Source organism: Streptomyces griseorubiginosus, assembly GCF_017614965.1.
Classification (GTDB): Bacteria; Actinomycetota; Actinomycetes; order Streptomycetales; family Streptomycetaceae; genus Streptomyces; species Streptomyces griseorubiginosus_B.
In genome coordinates, this window is sequence record NZ_WVUG01000006.1 from 1 (window position 1) to 18,447 (window position 18,447).

General features: G+C 71.9%; 13 protein-coding genes. 6 read left to right on the forward strand and 7 right to left on the reverse strand.

What is annotated here, in order from left to right; all coding sequences use genetic code 11:
• Positions 1-177: 177 nt before the first annotated feature.
• Positions 178-1,935, reverse strand: a complete 1,758-nt coding sequence (locus tag GRC12_RS02135) for a glycoside hydrolase family 15 protein (protein WP_244371914.1) — start codon at positions 1,933-1,935, stop codon at positions 178-180.
• 568 nt (positions 1,936-2,503) lie between these two features.
• Between GRC12_RS02135 and GRC12_RS02140 the strand changes: the two genes are divergently transcribed.
• Both GRC12_RS02140 and GRC12_RS02145 read left to right on the forward strand, forming a co-directional pair.
• Positions 2,504-4,240, forward strand: a complete 1,737-nt coding sequence (locus GRC12_RS02140) for an amylo-alpha-1,6-glucosidase (RefSeq protein ID WP_208776946.1) — start codon at positions 2,504-2,506, stop codon at positions 4,238-4,240.
• 147 nt (positions 4,241-4,387) lie between these two features.
• Complete coding sequence (locus GRC12_RS02145; RefSeq protein ID WP_208776892.1) at positions 4,388-5,425, forward strand: cation diffusion facilitator family transporter; 1,038 nt, start codon at positions 4,388-4,390, stop codon at positions 5,423-5,425.
• 55 nt (positions 5,426-5,480) lie between these two features.
• On the opposite strand, the gene GRC12_RS02150 is transcribed toward GRC12_RS02145, so the two are convergent.
• The gene (locus GRC12_RS02150; protein ID WP_208776893.1) at positions 5,481-7,406 is read right to left on the reverse strand and encodes a BTAD domain-containing putative transcriptional regulator; all 1,926 of its coding nucleotides are present in this window, start codon (positions 7,404-7,406) and stop codon (positions 5,481-5,483) included.
• Positions 7,407-7,534: 128 nt separating this feature from the next.
• Between GRC12_RS02150 and GRC12_RS02155 the strand changes: the two genes are divergently transcribed.
• Positions 7,535-8,413 carry an alpha/beta fold hydrolase gene (locus GRC12_RS02155; protein ID WP_208776894.1) on the forward strand — a complete coding sequence of 293 codons (879 nt, stop codon included), beginning with the start codon at positions 7,535-7,537 and terminating at the stop codon, positions 8,411-8,413.
• A gap of 51 nt (positions 8,414-8,464) precedes the next feature.
• Here GRC12_RS02155 and GRC12_RS02160 read toward each other — a convergent pair whose 3' ends face one another.
• Both GRC12_RS02160 and GRC12_RS02165 read right to left on the reverse strand, forming a co-directional pair.
• The gene (locus tag GRC12_RS02160; RefSeq protein WP_208776895.1) at positions 8,465-9,241 is read right to left on the reverse strand and encodes a helix-turn-helix domain-containing protein; all 777 of its coding nucleotides are present in this window, start codon (positions 9,239-9,241) and stop codon (positions 8,465-8,467) included.
• Between the two features lie 80 nt (positions 9,242-9,321).
• Positions 9,322-10,590 (reverse strand): MFS transporter, encoded by a 1,269-nt coding sequence (locus GRC12_RS02165; protein WP_208776896.1) that lies wholly within the window; start codon positions 10,588-10,590, stop codon positions 9,322-9,324.
• Positions 10,591-10,986: 396 nt separating this feature from the next.
• On the opposite strand from GRC12_RS02165, the gene GRC12_RS02170 reads away from it, so the two are divergent.
• Positions 10,987-11,319, forward strand: a complete 333-nt coding sequence (locus tag GRC12_RS02170) for a hypothetical protein (protein ID WP_208776897.1) — start codon at positions 10,987-10,989, stop codon at positions 11,317-11,319.
• A gap of 6 nt (positions 11,320-11,325) precedes the next feature.
• On the opposite strand, the gene GRC12_RS02175 is transcribed toward GRC12_RS02170, so the two are convergent.
• The 3 genes from GRC12_RS02175 to GRC12_RS02185 form a co-directional block, all read right to left on the reverse strand.
• Positions 11,326-12,786 carry a glycoside hydrolase family 76 protein gene (locus tag GRC12_RS02175; protein WP_208776898.1) on the reverse strand — a complete coding sequence of 487 codons (1,461 nt, stop codon included), beginning with the start codon at positions 12,784-12,786 and terminating at the stop codon, positions 11,326-11,328.
• Positions 12,787-12,815: 29 nt separating this feature from the next.
• Positions 12,816-15,698, reverse strand: coding sequence for an alpha-L-rhamnosidase-related protein (locus GRC12_RS46300; protein WP_280117401.1), 2,883 nt, complete (start codon positions 15,696-15,698; stop codon positions 12,816-12,818).
• A gap of 267 nt (positions 15,699-15,965) precedes the next feature.
• Complete coding sequence (locus GRC12_RS02185; protein WP_208776899.1) at positions 15,966-17,330, reverse strand: pyridoxal phosphate-dependent decarboxylase family protein; 1,365 nt, start codon at positions 17,328-17,330, stop codon at positions 15,966-15,968.
• A gap of 169 nt (positions 17,331-17,499) precedes the next feature.
• On the opposite strand from GRC12_RS02185, the gene GRC12_RS02190 reads away from it, so the two are divergent.
• Entirely contained in the window at positions 17,500-17,985 is a 486-nt protein-coding gene (locus GRC12_RS02190) for a MarR family winged helix-turn-helix transcriptional regulator (RefSeq protein ID WP_208776900.1), read from the forward strand.
• A 63-nt stretch (positions 17,986-18,048) separates the two neighbouring features.
• Entirely contained in the window at positions 18,049-18,405 is a 357-nt protein-coding gene (locus tag GRC12_RS02195) for a hypothetical protein (protein ID WP_208776901.1), read from the forward strand.
• Positions 18,406-18,447: the final 42 nt, after the last annotated feature.

Consider the following 18,447-nt stretch of genomic DNA (forward strand, 5'->3'; position numbering starts at 1 on the left):
CGCCCACCCTGGTCCCCGGGGCCCGCCACCTCACCATGATCTCCAGCCCCCGCCAGGTCGCGGCGGCCGTGGAAGACCTCGCGCACACCCGCGCCGCCGCGCCGTTGGCGACTGGCGGTCCGGGGCGGCCGTAACCGCTCGCCGAGGACGGCCTCCGACCCGGTGTGCCGTCCTGCCTCAGCGCTCGGTGCCGGAGGCGTCCTTCAGCCGTACCGCGCACTCCAGCAGCAGCGCGTGGACGAAGGCCTGGGGCAGGTTGCCGCGCAACTGGCGCTGTCGTACGTCGTATTCCTCCGCGAACAGCCCGGACGGTCCGCAGGCCGACCGGGTGCGTTCGAACCAGCGCAGCGCGCCTTCCCGGTCGCCGAGATGGCGGGTCGCCAGCGCCATGGTGAACCCGCACAGCAGGAAGGCACCCTCGGCCTCGCCGAGCGGGATGCCGGGGTGGTCGAAGCGGTACAGGTATCCGTCCTCCGTCAGACCTTCCTCGACGAAGGCGCGGGTGATCGCGTTGCTGGGGTCGTCGGCGGGCGGGCAGCCGCGGGCCAGGGGGAGCAGCAGGGCCGCTTCGGGGCCGTCGTCGTCCGCCGCCCGGCGCCAGCGTCCGTCGGGGCGCAGACAGCGGCGGCGGGTCTCGGCGTAGACCACGTCGGCGGTCTCGGCGCAGCGGCGGCCGACCGGCCCGGGCATGACCTCCGCGATGCGGCGCAGCCCGCACACCACGCTCAGCCGGGAGTGGGTCCACCAGCGGTCCTCCAGTTCCCACAGGCCGGCGTCGGGCCGCTTCCAGTGCGCCCGCACCGCGTCCAGCGCCACCCCCACCGCGCGCTCGGTGTCCCGGTCGAGCCGGTCGAGGCGGGCGGCGGCGGCGAACAGTTGGAGCGCCTCGCCGAAGGTGTCGAGCTGGAACTGGGTGGCCGCATGGTTCCCGACGCGGTCGCCGCCGCCCGGATAGCCGGGAAGCGGCAGTCGGCGCTCCTCGGGCACCGGACCGCCGTCCACGGTGTAGGCCGGGTGGACGCCGTCGCCGTCGGCGAGGACGCGCTCGGCGGTGAACCGTACGGCGTTGTCGAAGAGGGGATGGGGCCCGTGGGCCGCGACGGCCAGGCCCGCGTAGCACTGGTCGCGCAGCCAGGCGAAGCGGTAGTCGTAGGTGCGGCCGGTGTTCGCCCGCTCCGGCAGCGACGTGGTCGCCGCGGCGACCATGCCGCCCGCCGAACTGGTCAGGCCGCGCAGCACGGCATAGGCGTGGCGGGCGTCGCGGGGCGCGACCAGCGTGGAGCAGTCCGGGATCGCGCGTCGCCACTCCGCCTCCGTACGGCGCCACAGTTCGCCTGGATCCAGGGCGTCCTCGGCATCCGCGGTGGCGAGTTCCAGGACGAGGTCGTGCTCCTCGCCCTCGCCCAGCCGGAACTCCCCGCGCAGTCCGGACGCGGGGTCCCAGGACGCCCGGTGCGCGCCGAGGAGCCGCAGCCGCAGATCGCCCGCCCGGGCCGCCCACGTCCGCCCGTGGAGGCGCGCTTCCCGCATCCGGTCCGTTCCGAAGCCGGGGCGGGGGTCGAGGGACAACCGCAGGCGCGCCCGGCCGCGTTCGACCCGTATCCGGCGCAGCAGCACCAGCCGGTCCACGGACGCCGGCATGGCCAGCGCGTCACGGCACTCGATCACGCTGTCCGCCGTCACCCAGCGGCTGACCCGGATGAGGGTGCCGTCCTCGTAGTAACCGCCCCACACCCGCCACCGGTCCACGGGCTCGACCGCGAAGTGGCCGTTGCCGCCGATGAGGGAGGAGAAGACCGCGTCGCTGTGCCAGCGCGGCGCGCACAGCCAGACGATCCGTCCGTGCGGATCCACCAGCGCCCCGCGCTCGCCGTCGGCGAGGAGGGCGTACTCGCGCAGGACCCACGGGGGGCAGATGTCCTTGTCCTCTGGCATACCGTCTCTGTCGTTCATGGAACGGGGTCTTTCCGGGCGGACGGGCCGCGAGCCGGCCCGTGCGGGACAGCCGAGCGCCGACGGCAGCCCTGCCCGGTGCGCGCGGCGGGCCTCCCAGGAAGAACCGCGGCCGCGTCCTCGTGCACCCAGCGATACGCGCCGCCGCGACAGGCCCGCCGCGCCACCGGCCAAGGCTGCCAGCACGAGGAGTGACCCGCCTTCCCCGACTTGAAACCCCCTGCCGCGGCTCTCCCCGACTTCGCCACCGATGCCGCGCCCGTGACCGCGAGTCCGGCGTCCTCGGCGGAACCTCCTGCGGCCGGCCGGGGGGCGGATCTGTCAGCGGATGACATGGGTTCGCGTCCTCAATCCTTGAGGTGGAAGAGTGCCGGCATGCGTCGAAGCGGTCTTCCACGCCATCCACCTCCAGTTCGGCCCGCTCCAGTCCGTCCCCGGCCTGATCGTCGCCGACTCCACCCTGGCCGTGCACCCCACAACCCGTCACGACGGCCGAGGCGTTGACACGTCGGCGACCGTGCCTTCCCGCTCCAGAAACGAGACAGCCTTCATGACCGCCGCCCTCTCCGGCCCGGCCTTCTCCGTCCGAGACATCCCCTTCAGCACCTACGGGTCCTGGTTCGACCTCTCTCCCGTGGTGGCGGAGAAGACGTACGCCGAGGACCTCCACCTCGTCTCGCACCAGAACGGCATGCACGCCGTCCTGCGCCTGCTGCCCGTCGCCCCGGCCACCGCCGGCCGGGTCCCCACCCGTGTCGAGGCGACACCCGGCCTGCTCACCTGGCGCGCCGACAGCGGACACATCGACCTCGCCTACGAGTCACCGGACACCGTCCGCCTGCGGGGGAGCGGCCCCGGCATCGGTGTCCTCGCCGCCGCACACAGCCTCACCCCGTTCAGCGGAACGTACTTCTTCCACGACCCGGCGGCGGACGCGCACGTGTTCACGTCGTACGAGACAGGACGCCGCTACCGCGTCACCGTGCTGTCCGGCAGCCTCGCCGGCGTGACGGGATCCCAGGCCCTGGGCGGCGGCGACCGCGGACTCACCGTGACCGGGGGAGCCGACGGCACCTGGGAGATCGCGATCGAGGAACTCGACACCGCCCGCCCGCCGTACAGGTCCCGGGCGGCCTTCGACGAGGTCGTGGAGTGCGCGCGGAGCAAGTTCGCCGCCTTCCTCGACGCGGTGGCCCCCTGGCGTTCGCCCGAGACTCCGGCCGCCGAACTCGCCGCCTATGTCGTCTGGTCGGCGACCGTACGGCCGACCGGCCTGGTCACCCGGCCCGCCGTTCTGATGTCCAAGCACTGGATGGACAAGGTCTGGAGCTGGGACCACTGCTTCAACGCCCTCGCCCTGGCGCCCGGCTGCCCCGAACTGGCCCTGGACCAGTTCGCCCTGCCCTTCGACCACCAGGACGCCGGCGGCGCCCTGCCCGACTCGGTCACCCACTCGGAGGTGCTGTACAACTTCGTCAAACCGCCCATCCACGGCTGGGCCTTCGCCCAGCTGCGCCGACGACTGCCCGCGCCCCCCAGCGGGGAGCAACTGGCGCAGATATACGACAGGTTGAGGCGCTGGACCGACTTCTGGCTGACCGCGAGACGCGCCCCCGGCGCCCGCCTTCCCCACTACCAGCACGGCAACGACAGCGGCTGGGACAACGCCACCATCTTCGACCCCGAGCGGGTCGTCGTGAGCGCCGACCTCAGCGCCTTCCTGATTCTTCAGATGCGTGAACTCGCCTTTCTGGCAGGCGAGTTGGGGAGGGATGGTGAGGCGCGCCGGTGGACCGAAACGGCTGCGGAGACCCAGACGGCACTGCTCGACCAGCTCTGGACCGGCGACAGATTCGTCACCCGCTCGGCAGCCACCGCAGACACCTGGAGCAGCGACTGCCTGCTCGACCTGATGCCCGTCGTGCTCGGCGAGCACCTGCCCGCCGAGATCGGCAGGGCCCTCGCCGACCGCGTCAAGGCCCATCTGACACCCCACGGCCTGGCCACCGAACTGCCCACCTCACCGCACTACCTCGCCGACGGCTACTGGCGCGGCCCGATCTGGGCCCCCGCCACCGTCCTCGTCGAGGACGGTCTGCGCCGCGCCGATCACCACCGACTGGCGGACGACATCAGCGCCCGCTTCCGCGCCCTGTGCGAGACCCACGGCTTCGCCGAGAACTTCGACGCCCTCACCGGAACGGGCCTGCGCGACCGCGCCTACACCTGGACCGCCAGCAGCTACCTCCTGCTGGCGGAAGCACACGCACACCGGCACGGCCGCTGACCGGCCACCCGGAACGCCCTACATTCCCCCAGGTCAGCGACATCTTATCGATGATGACAACGGTCACCGGTGCAGCCTTTGGTGATTCACTCCACCATGCGTTTCACTGCGGCGAGGACACCCGCCGCGAGGGGGAAGGCGTACGACATGAGCGATCACGGCCACGGTCACGGGCCGGGGCACGACCACGAGGCCGGCGGGCACGGGCACGGCGGGCACTCCCACGGGGTGTCGGCGGACGCGGACCGCCGCTGGCTGGGCATCGCCCTGACCCTCATCGCGGCCTTCATGGCGGTCGAGGTCGTCGTCGGCGTCATCGCCGGTTCCCTGGCCCTGATCTCGGACGCGGCGCACATGCTCACCGACGCCGCCTCCATCGTCCTCGCGCTGATCGCGATGCGCCTCGCCGCCCGCCCGGCCCGCGGCGGCTACACCTACGGCCTCAAGCGCGCCGAGATCCTCTCCGCCCAGGCCAACGGCCTGACCCTGCTCCTGCTGGGTGCCTGGCTGGCGTACGAGGCGGTACGGCGGCTGATCAGCCCGCCCGAGGTCGAGGGTGGCCTGATGCTCGCCACCGCCCTCGCCGGCATCGCCGTGAACGTGGTCGCCACCTGGTGCATCTCCCGGGCCAACCGCAGCTCCCTCAACGTCGAGGGCGCCTACCAGCACATCCTCAACGACCTGTTCGCCTTCGTCGGCACCGCCGTCGCCGCCCTGATCGTCGTCCTGACCGGCTTCGACCGCGCCGACCCCATCGCCACCCTCGTGGTGGTCGCCCTCATGGTGAAGGCCGGCTACGGGCTGCTGCGCGAGTCCGGCCGCATCTTCCTGGAGGCGGCGCCCGCCGGCATGGACCCGGACGCCGTAGGCGACCAGCTCGTCGGCCACCGTGCCGTCGTCGAGGTGCACGACCTGCACGTCTGGCAGATCACCTCCGGCCAGTCCGCGCTCTCCGCGCACGTCCTGGTCGAACCCGGCGGCGACTGTCACGCCGTCCGCCGCGACCTGGAGGACCTGCTGCGCCACGACCACGGCATCACCCACACCACGCTCCAGGTCGACCACCTCGGCGAGGGGGCCCGAGCCGGAACCCTGCTGCAGATCACCGCCCCCACGGCGGACGCCCCCGAACACTGCGACGACGCCCACGGCCCGGTCCACCGCCCGGGCCCGCACGACCACTGATCCGGGCCCGCGGCAGCCCGTGCCCACGCCGCGGTCCGACCGGCGCACGGACGGCTCAGCCGAGCCGCAGGATGTCGTCCACGGGCCCGAACGTGACCATGGCGGTCACGCCGCCCGCGATCTCGCCGCGCAGGGGCGACAGGGCGACGCGCGACCGGGCGGCGAGTGAGTCGTCCCCGAGCAGGGTGGCCGTATGGGCGTTCACGGCCCACAGCGAGTCGTACAGGTGATCGGCAGGAGGTGCGGGCAGGGCGGCGGCGGCCCGGTGGGCCGCCGTACGGTCGCCGCGGGCGAGGTCGAGGAGGGGCTGGACCCAGGGTCGGTAGGGACCCCAGTCGAGGCCGGGGTCGGTCGGTGCGGGGCGCCGATGGCGGATGCGGACCGACAGCAGCGCGAGCGGGAACAGGCCGGCCTCCACTCCGGGCATACCGGCCCCGGCGAGATCGGCGGCGAGGCCGCGATAGGCGTGAGCGACCTCCGCGGGGTCGCTCGATCGCGCGGCCAGCAGCATCGTCCGGAACCCGGCGGTGAGGACGTGGACCAGGGGCGTCTCGTGACGGTCGGCGAGCCGTTCCACGGTGACGACGTGGTGGTGCGCGGTCTCGGCGTCACCGCGGGCCGCGCAGACCTGCATCCGGATCAGACGGCCGAGGATCTCGAACAACGGCAGGTCGTGCCGCGTGGCGAGGTCGATGAGCTCGCCGCCGATGGCGTCCCGTTCGGCGGTGCGCCCGGGACGCTGGAAGGACTGCACGAAACGGGCGTTGAGCGCGAGCACCAGCAGGCCCGGGTCGTGCAGCTCCCGGGCGAGACGCTCGGCCTCCGTCGCCGCCTCGGCGGCCCAGCGGTCCCGGCTCCCGCGGTGTTCGAGCCCGATCGTGGCCAGCAGCCGTGCCCGCAGCGCGGCCGGCGCCTGCGGTCCGAGCCGCCGCAGGGTGCGGCGGGTGGTCGTGACCAGCGCCTCGGCGCGTACGGGGTCGTCGGCGCGCGTCCAGACGGTGGGGACGTCGTACGCCGCGATGACGCGGGCGGTGAGAGCGGCATCGCCCGTCCGTTCCGCCTCCGCGACGGCCGCGGCGCGCTGCTCCTGGGCCAGGACCAGGTTGGTGCCCCCGGTGATCGCGGCGGCACCGGCGACGGTGCTCATCGTGCGCAGCCGGGTGTAGGTCCCCGTCGCCTCCGTGCGGGTGAGCAGGCGCCACCGGTCCTCGTCCCGCGGCGCGGGCGTGAGGTGGGGAGCCTGCCGGAGGATGTCACGTTCGAGATGGTCGAGGCCGTCCGCCGAGGTGAGCCCGAACTGTTCAAGGAGCCGGGCTCGTGCGTCACGCAGCACCGCCAGCGCGTCGACCTGGCGGCCTGCTTGGTAGAGCGCGTGGGACAGCAGTCCCCAGGCGGGCTCCCGCCAGGGGTGCGCGGCGGTGAACGCCTCCAACTCCGGGACGAGCGGGGCGCCTCGTCCGAGGTCGAGCACGGCCCGGGCCCGCAACTCGACGGCCTGACTGTGCAGTTCGGCCAGCCGGGCACGCTCCGAGGTCAGCCAGGGCGAGGAGTCGAGGTCCCCGTACGGCTCTCCCCGCCACCAGGAGAGCGCCTCGCCGAGCACGTCGACGACCTTGCCGTCGGGTACGTCGGCCACCGTGCGAAGGGTGTCCTCGAACCGGTGGGCGTCGATGTCGGTCCGCGGAACGCGCAGGGCGTATCCGCTGCCGACGGTCTCGATGACGGACGAACGGCCTCGCGGGGGACGCTCCGGCTCGAGGGCTCGGCGCACCTCGGCCACGAAGGTACGGATCGTCCCGGCCGCGGTGGACGGAGGGTCCGCCCAGAGATCGTCGGCCAGCACCGCCAGCGGGACGGCCCGGCCGCCGGCCGCGACCAGCCGGCCCAGCAGCTCACGGCGGCGCCGACTGCCCACCGGCAGCGGGCGGCCCTCGGCATCCGTGACCTCGATGGGCCCCAGCACCCTGACCACGATCTTCATGCCTCCATTGTCATCGGCGGGCGCTGACCCACTGCTGACCGGCCTCGCCGAGGCTCTCCTCGTCCCCGCACCGACCGGTGAGCCGCGGTGGCTCACGGCTTCGGACGGGGCAGAAGGAGACGGCACCGATGAGCATCACCATCCCGGGGTTCGAGACCCGGTCGTTCGCAGGGGCGGACGGGATCGAGCTGAACGCGGCGGTCGGCGGCCAGGGGCCGGCGATCGTCCTGCTGCACGGCTTTCCCCAGACGCGTCTGATGTGGCGGCACGTCGCCCCCGCCCTGGCCGAGCAGCACACCGTGATCTGTCCCGATCTGCGCGGCTACGGCGCCAGCGGCAAACCGGAGGCGGTCACCGAGGACACGTACGCGAAGCGGACGATGGCCGCGGACGTCGTCCGTCTGGCCGACGCCCTCGGGTGCGAGCGGTTCGCCCTCGTCGGGCACGACCGAGGCGCGCACGTCGCCTTCCGGGCCGGTCTGGATCACCCCGACCGGGTCAGCCACCTGGGCCTGCTGGACATCGTCCCCACGCTGGACACCTGGAACGTCCTGCACGGGGTGGGCGCGGCGGTGGCCTTCCACCTGTACCTGATGGCGCAGCCGCCCGGTCTGCCCGAGCGGATGATCGCGGACAGCGCCGACGCGTTCTTCGGCCACTTCCTCGACGTCTGGGCCACGAGCCGCGACGCGATCCCGGCGGACGTGCGTGCCGAGTACCTGCGCGCCTGCCGGAACGCCGTTCCGTCGATCGTCGCGGACTACCGCGCCACGGCGACCGTCGACATCGCACACGACCAGGCCGACCTCGAAGCCGGCAACCGGCTGACGATGCCGGTGACGGTGATCCAGCAGGACTGGGGCCGGCAGCTGGGGTTCGACGCCACGGCGATCTGGCGTCCGTGGACCACGGATCTCCAGCACTTCACCACCCGTGCGGGCCACTTCATGGCGGAGGAGGCGCCTGAGGACATCACCACGCTGATCCTGGGCCTGCTGAAACGCTGATCACCGGCCCTGCCGCGAGGGGTGGAGCTGCGGGGCAGGGTGTTCGATCCCTTACGAGGGAGAGGGTGCCGTCCTCTCCGGAGAGTGCCTGGCCCCGGCGGCCCCGCCCGAGGCCGGTTCGGGCTGTGCGTAGAGGATGTCGCGCGCCTGTTCCGCGGCGCGCATCATGCTGTCGGCGACGAAGTCGACGAAGCGGGCGACGTTCTCGAGGCGGACGGCGGCGGGTGTGTCGGGGCCGAGGAGGCCGACGCCCTGCCGCGCTGTCCTGGCGAGGTCGGCGTTGGACCGGGCGGCGGCGATCATGCCCGTGAAGAAGACGTCGTTGTCGACGAGGTAACGGTCGCGGCGGCGTTCGTCGCGTTCCCGGCGGATGAGGCCCTGGCTGACGAGGAACGCCGTCGCCTTGGAGACGGAGGCGGGGCTGACGTCGAGCCGCTGGACGAGTTCGGACGCGGTGAGGCTGCCCGCGTCGGTGGTGTACAGACAGGTCAGCACCCGGGACATCATCCTGGGCAGCCCTTGCTGCATGAGGAGGGTGGTGAAGGTCTCCTCGTACTCGCGTACGGCCTCACTGTCGCGTCCCTGGTCCCGCTGGGCCGTCCGGGGTCCCCGGGGGGCCGTCTGCCTGCGCCGGTGGGCGCGGCGTTCGGTCGCCCGGTGAGCCAGATCGGCGCGGTAGGCCGTGGGGCCGCCGTTGCGCATCACCTCGCGCGTGATCGTGGAGGTGGGGCGGTCGAGACGCCGGGCGATCTCCGCGTAGGCGAGCCCGTCGGCCAGCCCCGTCGCGATCTGCTGGCGCTCCGGCTGAGTGAGCCTGCCTCCGGGCATCCCGGTCTCCCCTCGATCTCCCTTGCAGCGCCCGAGCATAGCGTTCGCTTTTCTTCAAATGCAACGAGCGGGACCGCTCCTCATCGTCGGTCGGCGACCAAGCGGAGAGCCGGTGCCTTGCGGAGCCGGGTGAAGGTGACGATCAGGGCGACGGCCTGGACGACGGCGCAGGCCATGAGGACGCGGCCGAGGTGGGCCGGTGGAGTGAGCGCGACGAGAACACCGGCCGCGGGGAAGGGCAGCAGCAGGATCAGCATGGTCAGCGAGAGCGTGGCGCCGAGTGCCGTGGACGGGATGATCACGGAGCGCACCGTACGCAGCACGACCGTGAGGCCGCCGTCCCCGGCCATGAAGATCGCCACCAGGATGGTGTAGGAGGCGTAGGACGGCGCCTGGGGGACGGCCAGGCAGGCCGCGGAGGCGAGCGTCGCGGACACCACGCCCACCGCCCACAGGTCGAGCCGGCTCAGGACGAGACGACAGCAGGTGATCGCCAGCAGGGTCGCCACCGCGGCGGCGGACCACATGGTGCCGACGCTGGCCGAGGAGCGGTGGAACGTCTCCACGACGATCACCGGGCTGGCGGACTGCAGCAGACCGAGGGCGAGGTTCGAGCAGGTCAGTCCGGCCACGAGCCAGCCCAGGGCGGGCAGCTTCAGCAGAGTGCGCATCCCTTTCCGCAGTCCGCTGACCTGTCCCGCCCCGTTCGTGGACGCGGCGCGCAGCGGCGTCGGCGGCGTCTGCAGACCGAGCACGGCCGCGAACAAGGACACCGCGCTCAGGCATCCGAGCATCCATCCGGGTCCGGCCAGCAGCAGGAAACCGGCGAGCAACGGGCCGATGACCGTGGCCGTCTGGTCGATGCCGACGAGGACCGCCTGGATGCCGTGCGGCCGTGCCGCCCCTCTTCGCGTGACGACCGCGCCCACGGCCTCGTTGGCGACGAAACCGAACTGGGAGAGGGTCCCGGTCACGGCCGCCAGCACCAGGATGACCGCGGTCTCCGCGGAGCCCCGCGGCAGCACGATCAGGGCGACCGCCGCGACCCCCACCACCGTGGCCCGTCCGAGGGATGCCAGGAAGCACACGATCGCCGCGCCGCGCCGGTCCACCACGTTCCCGGCGAGGACGAACGCGGCGATTCGCGGGGTCCATTCCAGTGCGAACGCGAGGCCCGTCAGTGACGCCGAACTGGTAATGGTCAGTACCAACAGCGGCATCGCGTACGTGGACATGGAAAAGGCCAGCGCATCACTCGCGCGCGGAGCATAGATTCGCCGAAAGAGGCTGCCGGACGGAATGGCGGCATGCCGACCCGCGGGCCGGTCCTCGTGCACGGTGATGGCCAAGAACAGGGCTTTCGGTGAGGAGTGCTGAGGGGGACGGAAAGCGGCGGTTTCCCGTTCGGAAATACGCTGTGCGGAAATGAACTGTGCTGCGGCAGATCTCGCAACGGTGACAGGGAAGGGAAACTGACCTGCCGACGTTGGCAGTTGACGCCTGAACTATACCGCCCTCATACCGCTCGTATAGATGCGGTGCCGAACCCTTCGGCCGGTCCTGCGCGCGGATATGAGGTCATACCAGACGGATACCGATACTCGCCCTTTCGGAGTCCGGTTCGTTACGTACCGGCAATGGCGGAATCGTGCCTTCCGTGATGCAGTCGAGCTGTGGCCCGATTCGACGGAATTCGGAAGAAGATCGGCAATCGCCGGAGACACGGCGAGGGCGAAACCGCCGCCATGGCGGAACGGCCCTCCCGGCTGACGGACCTCGTGGTCGCCCTGGTGCTGGGGGTTGCCGATGCCCTGGCGTTGGCGGGCTTCGCCATCGTCATCGTCCTGGTCGGAATGGGCAACTCCGGAGACGGCACGGGTGGAGGTGCGCCACGTCATCCTGGCTTCTCCTACTCGGGACTCGCCCTGGCCTGGGTGCTTCCCGCCCTTCTCGCGCTGTCGACGTTCATCCACGCGCGTCTGCGGATGCCGGTCACCACGGTGGTCCAGGCACTGTCCTTCGGCGTCGGGACCCTGCTCGCGCTGGCCGCGACGAACATGCTGCTGTCCATCGCCTGACCCCTGTCAGGACGCCGCGTTCATCAGGTCGAGGGCGCTTTGCTGGCGGGCGGCGTCCGACGGGTCGAGCGGGCCGGCCCAGTGGAGTCCGTAGGCGTCGAGGGCGTTGCGGTCGCTCGCATGGGCCGAGTCGGCCTGGCGGGCGATGTAGGAGGTGTAAGGGCGGTCGGAGAGCTGGGCGTTGAAGGCGCTCAGGCCGCGGATGAAGGCGCCCTTGAAGGAGGGGCCGTCGCCGCCGCAGCCGTTCGTCTCGCACGGTTCGCGCAGGATTCCGCCCAAGTTGAGCGCCGAGGACGTCGTCGAGGCGTCACCGATCTGCCGTCCGGCCGTCAGCAGACTCGAGTCGCCCGTGGCCCGGAACAGTTCGGTCAGTCCCCCCAGGAGCACGCCCTGGTTGTACGACCAGGCCGTGGACCCGTTGTTGCCGCAAGTGGACAGGTCGATACCGTCGTTCACGAGGTGCGAGCCGTTGATCATCCCGGTGCCCCTGAACCAGGACCACTCCGCGTTCGCCCGGCCCAGATAGACCGTGTCGCCGCCGATGCGGTTGTGCAGGGCCGCGTTCAGCTCCAGATAGAGGGAGTTGGCGATGGCGTTCTTGTACGTCCGCGCCGTGCTCCACCACACCCCGCCCCCGCACGTGGAGTCCCAGTACCGGGCCATGTGGTCGGCGTCGGCGCGGGCGGTGTTCAGATAGCGGCTGTCACCGGTCAGGTCGTAGGCGTCGACCCAGGCCAGCCCCCACCAGCCTGTGTCGTCGATGTAGTCGTTGCGGAACTGGCCGCCCTGGGCGTCCAGTTGACGGTCGTAGGTGGTGGCCAACGCGTATGTGTAGCTGGGCATCCCCGAGACGCGGATGTTGTCGATGATCGCGGTCAGGGCGTTGGCGGAGTTCCACCAGCCGGTGGTGTCGAACAGACCCGTGGAGGTGTCGTACGACTGCATCAGCGCGGTCGCCGCCGCCGTGGACCGGCTCCAGGCGTTCCAGGTGGTACGGGCCCACGGCGTGCAGGCGATCTCGGTCCGGTCACCGGCCTTGCCGCAGGCCCGCAGCGCGCCGACGCCGTGGGCGTTCCAGTCGTCGACGTTGTACATCAGCGTGCGCCAGCCCCGTTGTCCGGAGGGGACGGTGGTGTCGCCGAGCTTGCTGCCCGAACTCCAGGTGCGGCCGCCGTCGAAGGAACGGTCGAGCCAGACCTCGTCGCCCGGGCTGCCGTTGTCGACCGAGGCCCAGCCCATCGCGTCGGTGTCGTCGAAGTGCAGCGTGACGGCACGGGAGTAGACGGTGGCGGTGACGGGCTGCCGGTCCTGCGGGGACAGGGCCGGGTCGCGGGTGTCGCAGTACTTGTTGCAGATCACCGCCGTGTCGGCGGCGCCTGCGACACCCGTGCCGACCGGGGTCAGCAGGGCCAGCGTGGCCACCAGACAGGTTCCGATGCTGCGGATGTGCCGTGCCGTCGGGTTCATGTCGGCTCCAGGGACGTGGGGGTGGGAGCTCAGGGAGTGAGATAGCAGGTCTTGCGGACGCCGGGCAGCGGATCGGTGCCGAACGCCGTCGTCGCGCAACTCACGCCGCCCGTGAAGGACTTGTAGACGAAACTGCCGCGTGCGCCGTAGGCGACGGTCTGCTGCCCGCCGAAGGCGCAGCTGCCGCCCTCGTCGGCGCAGGCGGTCGCGTAGCCGGCCGGACCGCCGGTGGCGGTGTAGCAGGTCTTGGCCTCGCCGGGGATCGGGTCGCCGAACCTGGTGTTGGTGCAGGGGGTGTCGCCGGAGGCGGTGAGGGTGGTGAACGCGCCGAAAGCGCCGTAGGCGACCGGCTGTCCCGCGACGGCCGGGCAGGTGCCGCCCTCGGTGACACAGGCGGTGTAGCCGGGCGGGCCACCGGCGGGCGGCAGGTAGCAGGACTTGACGACGCCGTCGACGGGATCGCCGAAGTGGGCGTTGGAGCAGTCGACGGAGCCGTGCGCGACCTGGTGCGCGAAGTTGCCGTTCCCGCCGTAGACGACGTCACGGTTGTAGCCGGGGACGGAGCAGGTGCCGCCCTCGCTCGCGCAGACGGTGTACCCGGACGGGCCGCCCGCGTCGGCGACGTAGCAGGACTTGACGAGATTCACCGCCGGGTCACCGCCGAAGGAGGCGTTGCCGCACGCGGTGCCGTCGGTCACCGTCTTGTACGTGTACGTCCCCGCCCCGTACGCCACCGCCCGGGTGCCGCTGAAGGAGCAGGTGCCGCCCTCGCCGGCGCACCGGGTGAAGCCCGCGCGCAGGGCGCTCGTGCCAGGGGTGGCGGGCGCGGGCGGATCACCGAGCCCGGTCGCGGTCACGCTGTAGCTGCCGGGGGAGACGCCGGTGAGGTACACGTAGCGGTCGTCCTGGCTCGCGCCGGCGATGCCGGGGACGGGGGTGAAGGAGCCGCCCCGCCACACGACGGCGCCGTTCACCGACACCGAGACGTCGCCGCCGGACTTCGGGACGCCGATCCTGCCGGTGGTCCCGCCCGGACTGGTCAGCCGCGCCGCGTAGGTGCCGGCGGCAGGATCGCGCGACCACGAGGCGTCGACGGTGCCCTGGGGCATGGTGATGCGGCCCTCGGCACTGCTCAGGTCGCCGGGGTGCGGGACGAAGCGGTAGGCGCCGGTCGCCGACTCGGGCGCGGTGCCGAGCACGTCGAAGGTGAGCGTGGAGGTGGGCGCCGTTGACCAGCCGTGAGCGAGGCTCATGTACGAACCGCCGTACGCGAGGCCGCCGTCGGCCCTCACGCCCTCCCAGAAGGTGCTCCGGGTGCCGATGTCGCTGTCCAGCATGTGGCCCCAGGTGCGGCGGATCTGGGCCAGTGCACCGTAGTCGTCACCGGCGGTGAAGCGGGCGTTGAGTTCCATCCCGCCGGCGAAGGGCGACACGTTGCCGCCCCACTCGGGGGTCGTCGGGCCGTAGGCGCCCCAGCGGGTCCCGAGCTGCGTGACGATGCTGCGGGCCTTGGCCGCGGAGTCGGTCAACCCGTACCAGACGGCGAGCGAGTTGCCGTCCTGCGGATACAGGGCGCTGCCGGGGTTGTCCTTGTACATGCCCTGCGCGGCGTCCCACAGCAGGGAGTTCGCCGCCGACTTGAGCGCGGCCGCCCTGCTGGTCCAGCCGGCGGCGAGCGCGCTGTCGCCCTCGACCGTGGCCAGGCCGGCGCCGGAGGTGAGGGCCGCGTACAGCAGCGCGTTGGCGGCGATGTTCTCGCCGCCCTGGCCGACCCGGGCCCAGTCCTGGGTGCGGGTCACGCCGAGCAGGCCGTCGGAGCCGATCTTGCCGGTGATGAAGGCCATCCCGCGCTTGTAGTTCGCCCACTCGGAGTCCAGCCATGCCCGGTCCGCCGAGTAGGTGTAGTAGGTGGCCGTGCCCAGCAGCGTCCAGGTGTGGTACGTGTCCGAGCCGGTGAGGCTGATCGGCGGCCCCGACCAGGGGATCTCGCCCTGCGCGGACTGCGCGTCGTACATCGTGGTGAGCGCGTTGCGGGTGGAGGTGAGGTCGCCCGAATAGGCGTACTGCGTGGGCACGGAGATGCCCAGGTCGCCGGGCCACACGGCACGGTCCCGCTTGGCCCCGTCGACCAGGACGGAGTCACCCGCGCCGACCGTCGCGCCGTTGTCCCAGCCCGAGGCGGGCGGGGGCCAGGCACGGCCCTGGTCGGAGGCGATCGTGTCCAGCTGCACGGTGTACGCGCCCGCGTACCAGATGCGGTTCAGCAGATCGTCGCTGGAGTGGAAGTAGTTCGCGTAGTCGGCCGGGTTGGTCCTGCCCGGATCCGCGGTGAAGGCGAGGGTGACGTCCTTGAGGTCCACCCACCCGGAGCTGTCGAGGAAGACGGTCATGTACCGGAATCCGCCGCGCAGTTGGGCGGTCGGCATGGTGTAGGTGCCGTTCGCGGGTGCCGCGCCGAGGAGGGCGCCGTCGTCCCCGCTGCCCCCGTTGCTCCGGTCGCTGGTCGTGCCGACGTACAGCGACGACTCGCTGAAGGCCAGGCCGACGCGTTGGCCGCCGTCGCTGGTGGCGCCGAAGGACAACGTTGCCAGGCCGCCGACCTCCTTGCCGAAATCGAGGGTGATGGCCGACTGTGAGCCGGAGATCCGCGTCGGCTGCCCGCTCAGGACGTTCTGCGGGTTCGCCACCGTGCCGGACGTGCGATGGACGGCGACCGGCTTGACCGTGCGTGAGGTCGGCGCGTAGTTGAGGGGGTCGACTGCCGCCGCGGATACGGCCGTTGTGGTCACCGTCCCCGCCGCGGCGGCGGACGGCGCGGGAGCCACGGCGAGTACGGCGGCCATGGTCGAGGCGAGGCCGAGCAGGCGTCCGAGGCGGGAGGGCCGGTTCAGTGGGGGGCGGTGGCGGCGCATCGGGACCTCCCGGAACGGGGCGGGGAACGCGAAGGGGCTGAATCGATTCAAAGACGCTGATCGCGACGGCCCGGGCCCGAAGGGATCGTGGGATGGTGAGGCACCTCGCCGAAGTGGCACCGATGATGGGCGCCCCGCAATCGGTGTGTCAACCCGACGGGGAGTTGTGGAACTCCCGTGTCAGGGAAGCGACTTGCCTCATTGGCAGGTTCCTGTTGGAGCGGTTCACTGCTGCGGTCTGACGGAGCGTCAGCCCGTCGCCTTGGGTCAGTGGGGTCGGGCGAGTTGCTCGACCCGGCCGTGGAGGTCCTCCACGTGGTGCTCGGACTCGGGCTTCATCAGGACGCTGCGCAGGATGCGTGCGCCGTCCGCGTCCGCGGTGATCTTCGGATGGCGTGCCGTGAACGCCTCCCGGTCGGCTCGGAGGGTGCTGAGGAACACCGGGTCGGCGCCGGTCATGCCGTCCGCGAGGGCGGACGCGGACGCCGCGTCGACCGCGCTCAGGGTGGCCGGCTCCAGCAGGGGGAAGTAGCCGACGATGTCCAACTCGGGCCACTGGTACAGCTCCAGCACCTCGGACGCGGTGATCAGGTCCGCCCAGCGCAGGGCTGCCCGTCGACCGGCCGCCAGCACGTGGCCGAGGCCGTCCGGGGTCGGCGGCAGCAGCCGGAGGGTGAGCCACAGCGCGGCGGCCGACGCGCCCGCCCGGGAGCACTCCAGACTGATCTCGCCGAGGTGGAGGTCGGGGGAGGTGAAGTAGGTGTACGGCGAGTCGTGGAGGTAGAAGCGGCCCACCTCGGGGTCGCGGAAGAGGACGGCGCCGCAGCCGTAGGGCTGGAGCCCGTGCTTGTGCGGGTCGATGACGACGGAGTCGCAGTGGGCGATGGCCCGCCAGGGCTCGGCGGGCAGCCCTTCGGGGCCGTCGGCCCCGGCCAGCAGGGTGAAGAAGCCGCCGTAGGCGGCGTCGACATGGAGGCGGACGCCGTGACGTTCGCGCAGGGCGAGGGCGGTGTGGATCGGGTCGACGGCGCCGAGTCCGGTGGTGCCGGCGGTGAGCACGACCGTTCCGACCTCGCCGGTGCGCAGGACGTCCTCCAGTGCGTCGAGGCTGATGCGGCCGCGGTCGTCGGTGGGGATCGGGTAGCCCTTCATGCCGAGGACGTGGCACATGCGGCCGTGGGTGTAGTGCGCGTCGGCGCTGTACGCGACGCCGCGGCCGGGGTGGAGTTCCCGGGCGACGAACAGGGCTTCCAGGTTGGCGATGGTGCCGCTGGTGGTGAGGTGGCCGAGGTGGGTGTCATAGCCGAACATCGCGGCGAGCTGTGCGACCGCCTCGCGTTCCATCGCGGCGGTGGCGGGACCGCCGTCCAGGGCGTGGTTGTTGGGGTTGATCAGCATCGCGGTCAGATAACCGACCACGGCCGCGGGATGCGGCGGCTTGAGCATCTGCCCCGCGTACCGGGGATGGAAGAAGGGGTAGTTGTCCGTGAGGCGTCCGGTGAGCTCCTCGAAGGCGGCGGCGAAGCGGGTGTCGTCGACATGCAGTGCCGGGTGCGGCCGGTAGGGGCCGTAGCCGTCGGCCCACTCCTGTACCGCTTCGGTGGCCCGGCCCAGCCAGTGCTGCAGATCCATGGGTTCTCCCTTGCGCGACTCTCTCCTCCGGGGCGCGCTCAGCTTACGATTTAGTTGACTACTCAGCAATTGACTGCTCAGTGGTTGAGACGTTGGTAGGTGAGGCGGCAGTAAACTGGCCCCGGACCGGGCCCCGCACGGAGCCGACGGCGTGAGAGGACGACGACTGGTGAATGCCGCCACTCGGCGGGGCGGCGAGGCCGCCGCCCGCGCCGCGAACAGCCGACGCGTTCAGGAGTTCGGGCTGCTGATCAAGGCCGCCACGCTGCTGGAGCAGCGGATCGACACCGTCCTGCGGCGCGAGTGCGGGATCGGGCACACGATGTTCGAGGTACTGATCCGGCTCTGCCGGCAGCCGGACGAGCGGGTCTCGCAGCGCGAACTCGCCGACGACCTCACCCTGACCAGCAGTGGCATCACCCGGCTGATCGACCGCATGGAGGAAGCCGGCCTCGTGCGCCGCGTGCCGGCACCCGGAGACCGCAGAAGTGTCCTGGTCCAGCCGACCGAACACGGTCACGCCGTGTTCCTCCGGGCAGCGGCCGCTCACGCCGAGGTCGTCGAGCGGTACTTCGTCGCGCCGGTGGCCGGTGAGGACTACAGGCGGCTCACCAACGCACTGGAAGTGATCAACAAGGCGCTGCGCGAGGGCTGACGGAGCGGCGGCGCGCAGCCCTGCGTCAGGGCCCGAACGGGTCGAGTGGAGCGCCGGCGGCGCTTGCGGCGAGTGTCCGCGTCGGCCAAGGGCCGGTGCGCGGAAGCCGGCGTCGCCGGGGAACGCGGCACGCAGGTCCGCCGGGTCCCACGCGCCGGCGCCGGTGCGGTGGGCGTCCAGGCGCGGACCGGGCCCGGCGATCCCGGCCCGGCGCGGTTCGATGTGCAGCGCGCCCAGCCGGACGGTCCGAAGGCGTCGCGTCTGCGGACGCTGAGGGAGACGACGACCGCGGCCCGTCGGGACCTCTCGAAGCCGGAGATGCTCGGCGGCACCCAGGCCGTCTTCCCCCCGCGGCGCATCCGGGAACGGGCAGGGCTCGTGGGTGAGGGGCGTGGCTGTGTAAGTTCTCGTACGGGGTAGGTGACCCGGGCCGTCCCGGGTCCGTTGTGAGCGTGGAGGTGC

Coding starts and splice junctions, on each gene's coding strand:
- GRC12_RS02135 (WP_244371914.1), bottom strand. CDS start 1,935: ATGCCAGAGGACAAGGACATCTGCCCCCCGTGGGTCCTGCGCGAGTAC.
- GRC12_RS02140 (WP_208776946.1), top strand. CDS start 2,504: ATGACCGCCGCCCTCTCCGGCCCGGCCTTCTCCGTCCGAGACATCCCC.
- GRC12_RS02145 (WP_208776892.1), top strand. CDS start 4,388: ATGAGCGATCACGGCCACGGTCACGGGCCGGGGCACGACCACGAGGCC.
- GRC12_RS46300 (WP_280117401.1), bottom strand. CDS start 15,698: ATGCGCCGCCACCGCCCCCCACTGAACCGGCCCTCCCGCCTCGGACGC.
- GRC12_RS02185 (WP_208776899.1), bottom strand. CDS start 17,330: ATGGATCTGCAGCACTGGCTGGGCCGGGCCACCGAAGCGGTACAGGAG.
- GRC12_RS02175 (WP_208776898.1), bottom strand. CDS start 12,786: ATGAACCCGACGGCACGGCACATCCGCAGCATCGGAACCTGTCTGGTG.
- GRC12_RS02160 (WP_208776895.1), bottom strand. CDS start 9,241: ATGCCCGGAGGCAGGCTCACTCAGCCGGAGCGCCAGCAGATCGCGACG.
- GRC12_RS02155 (WP_208776894.1), top strand. CDS start 7,535: ATGAGCATCACCATCCCGGGGTTCGAGACCCGGTCGTTCGCAGGGGCG.
- GRC12_RS02150 (WP_208776893.1), bottom strand. CDS start 7,406: ATGAAGATCGTGGTCAGGGTGCTGGGGCCCATCGAGGTCACGGATGCC.
- GRC12_RS02170 (WP_208776897.1), top strand. CDS start 10,987: ATGGCGGAACGGCCCTCCCGGCTGACGGACCTCGTGGTCGCCCTGGTG.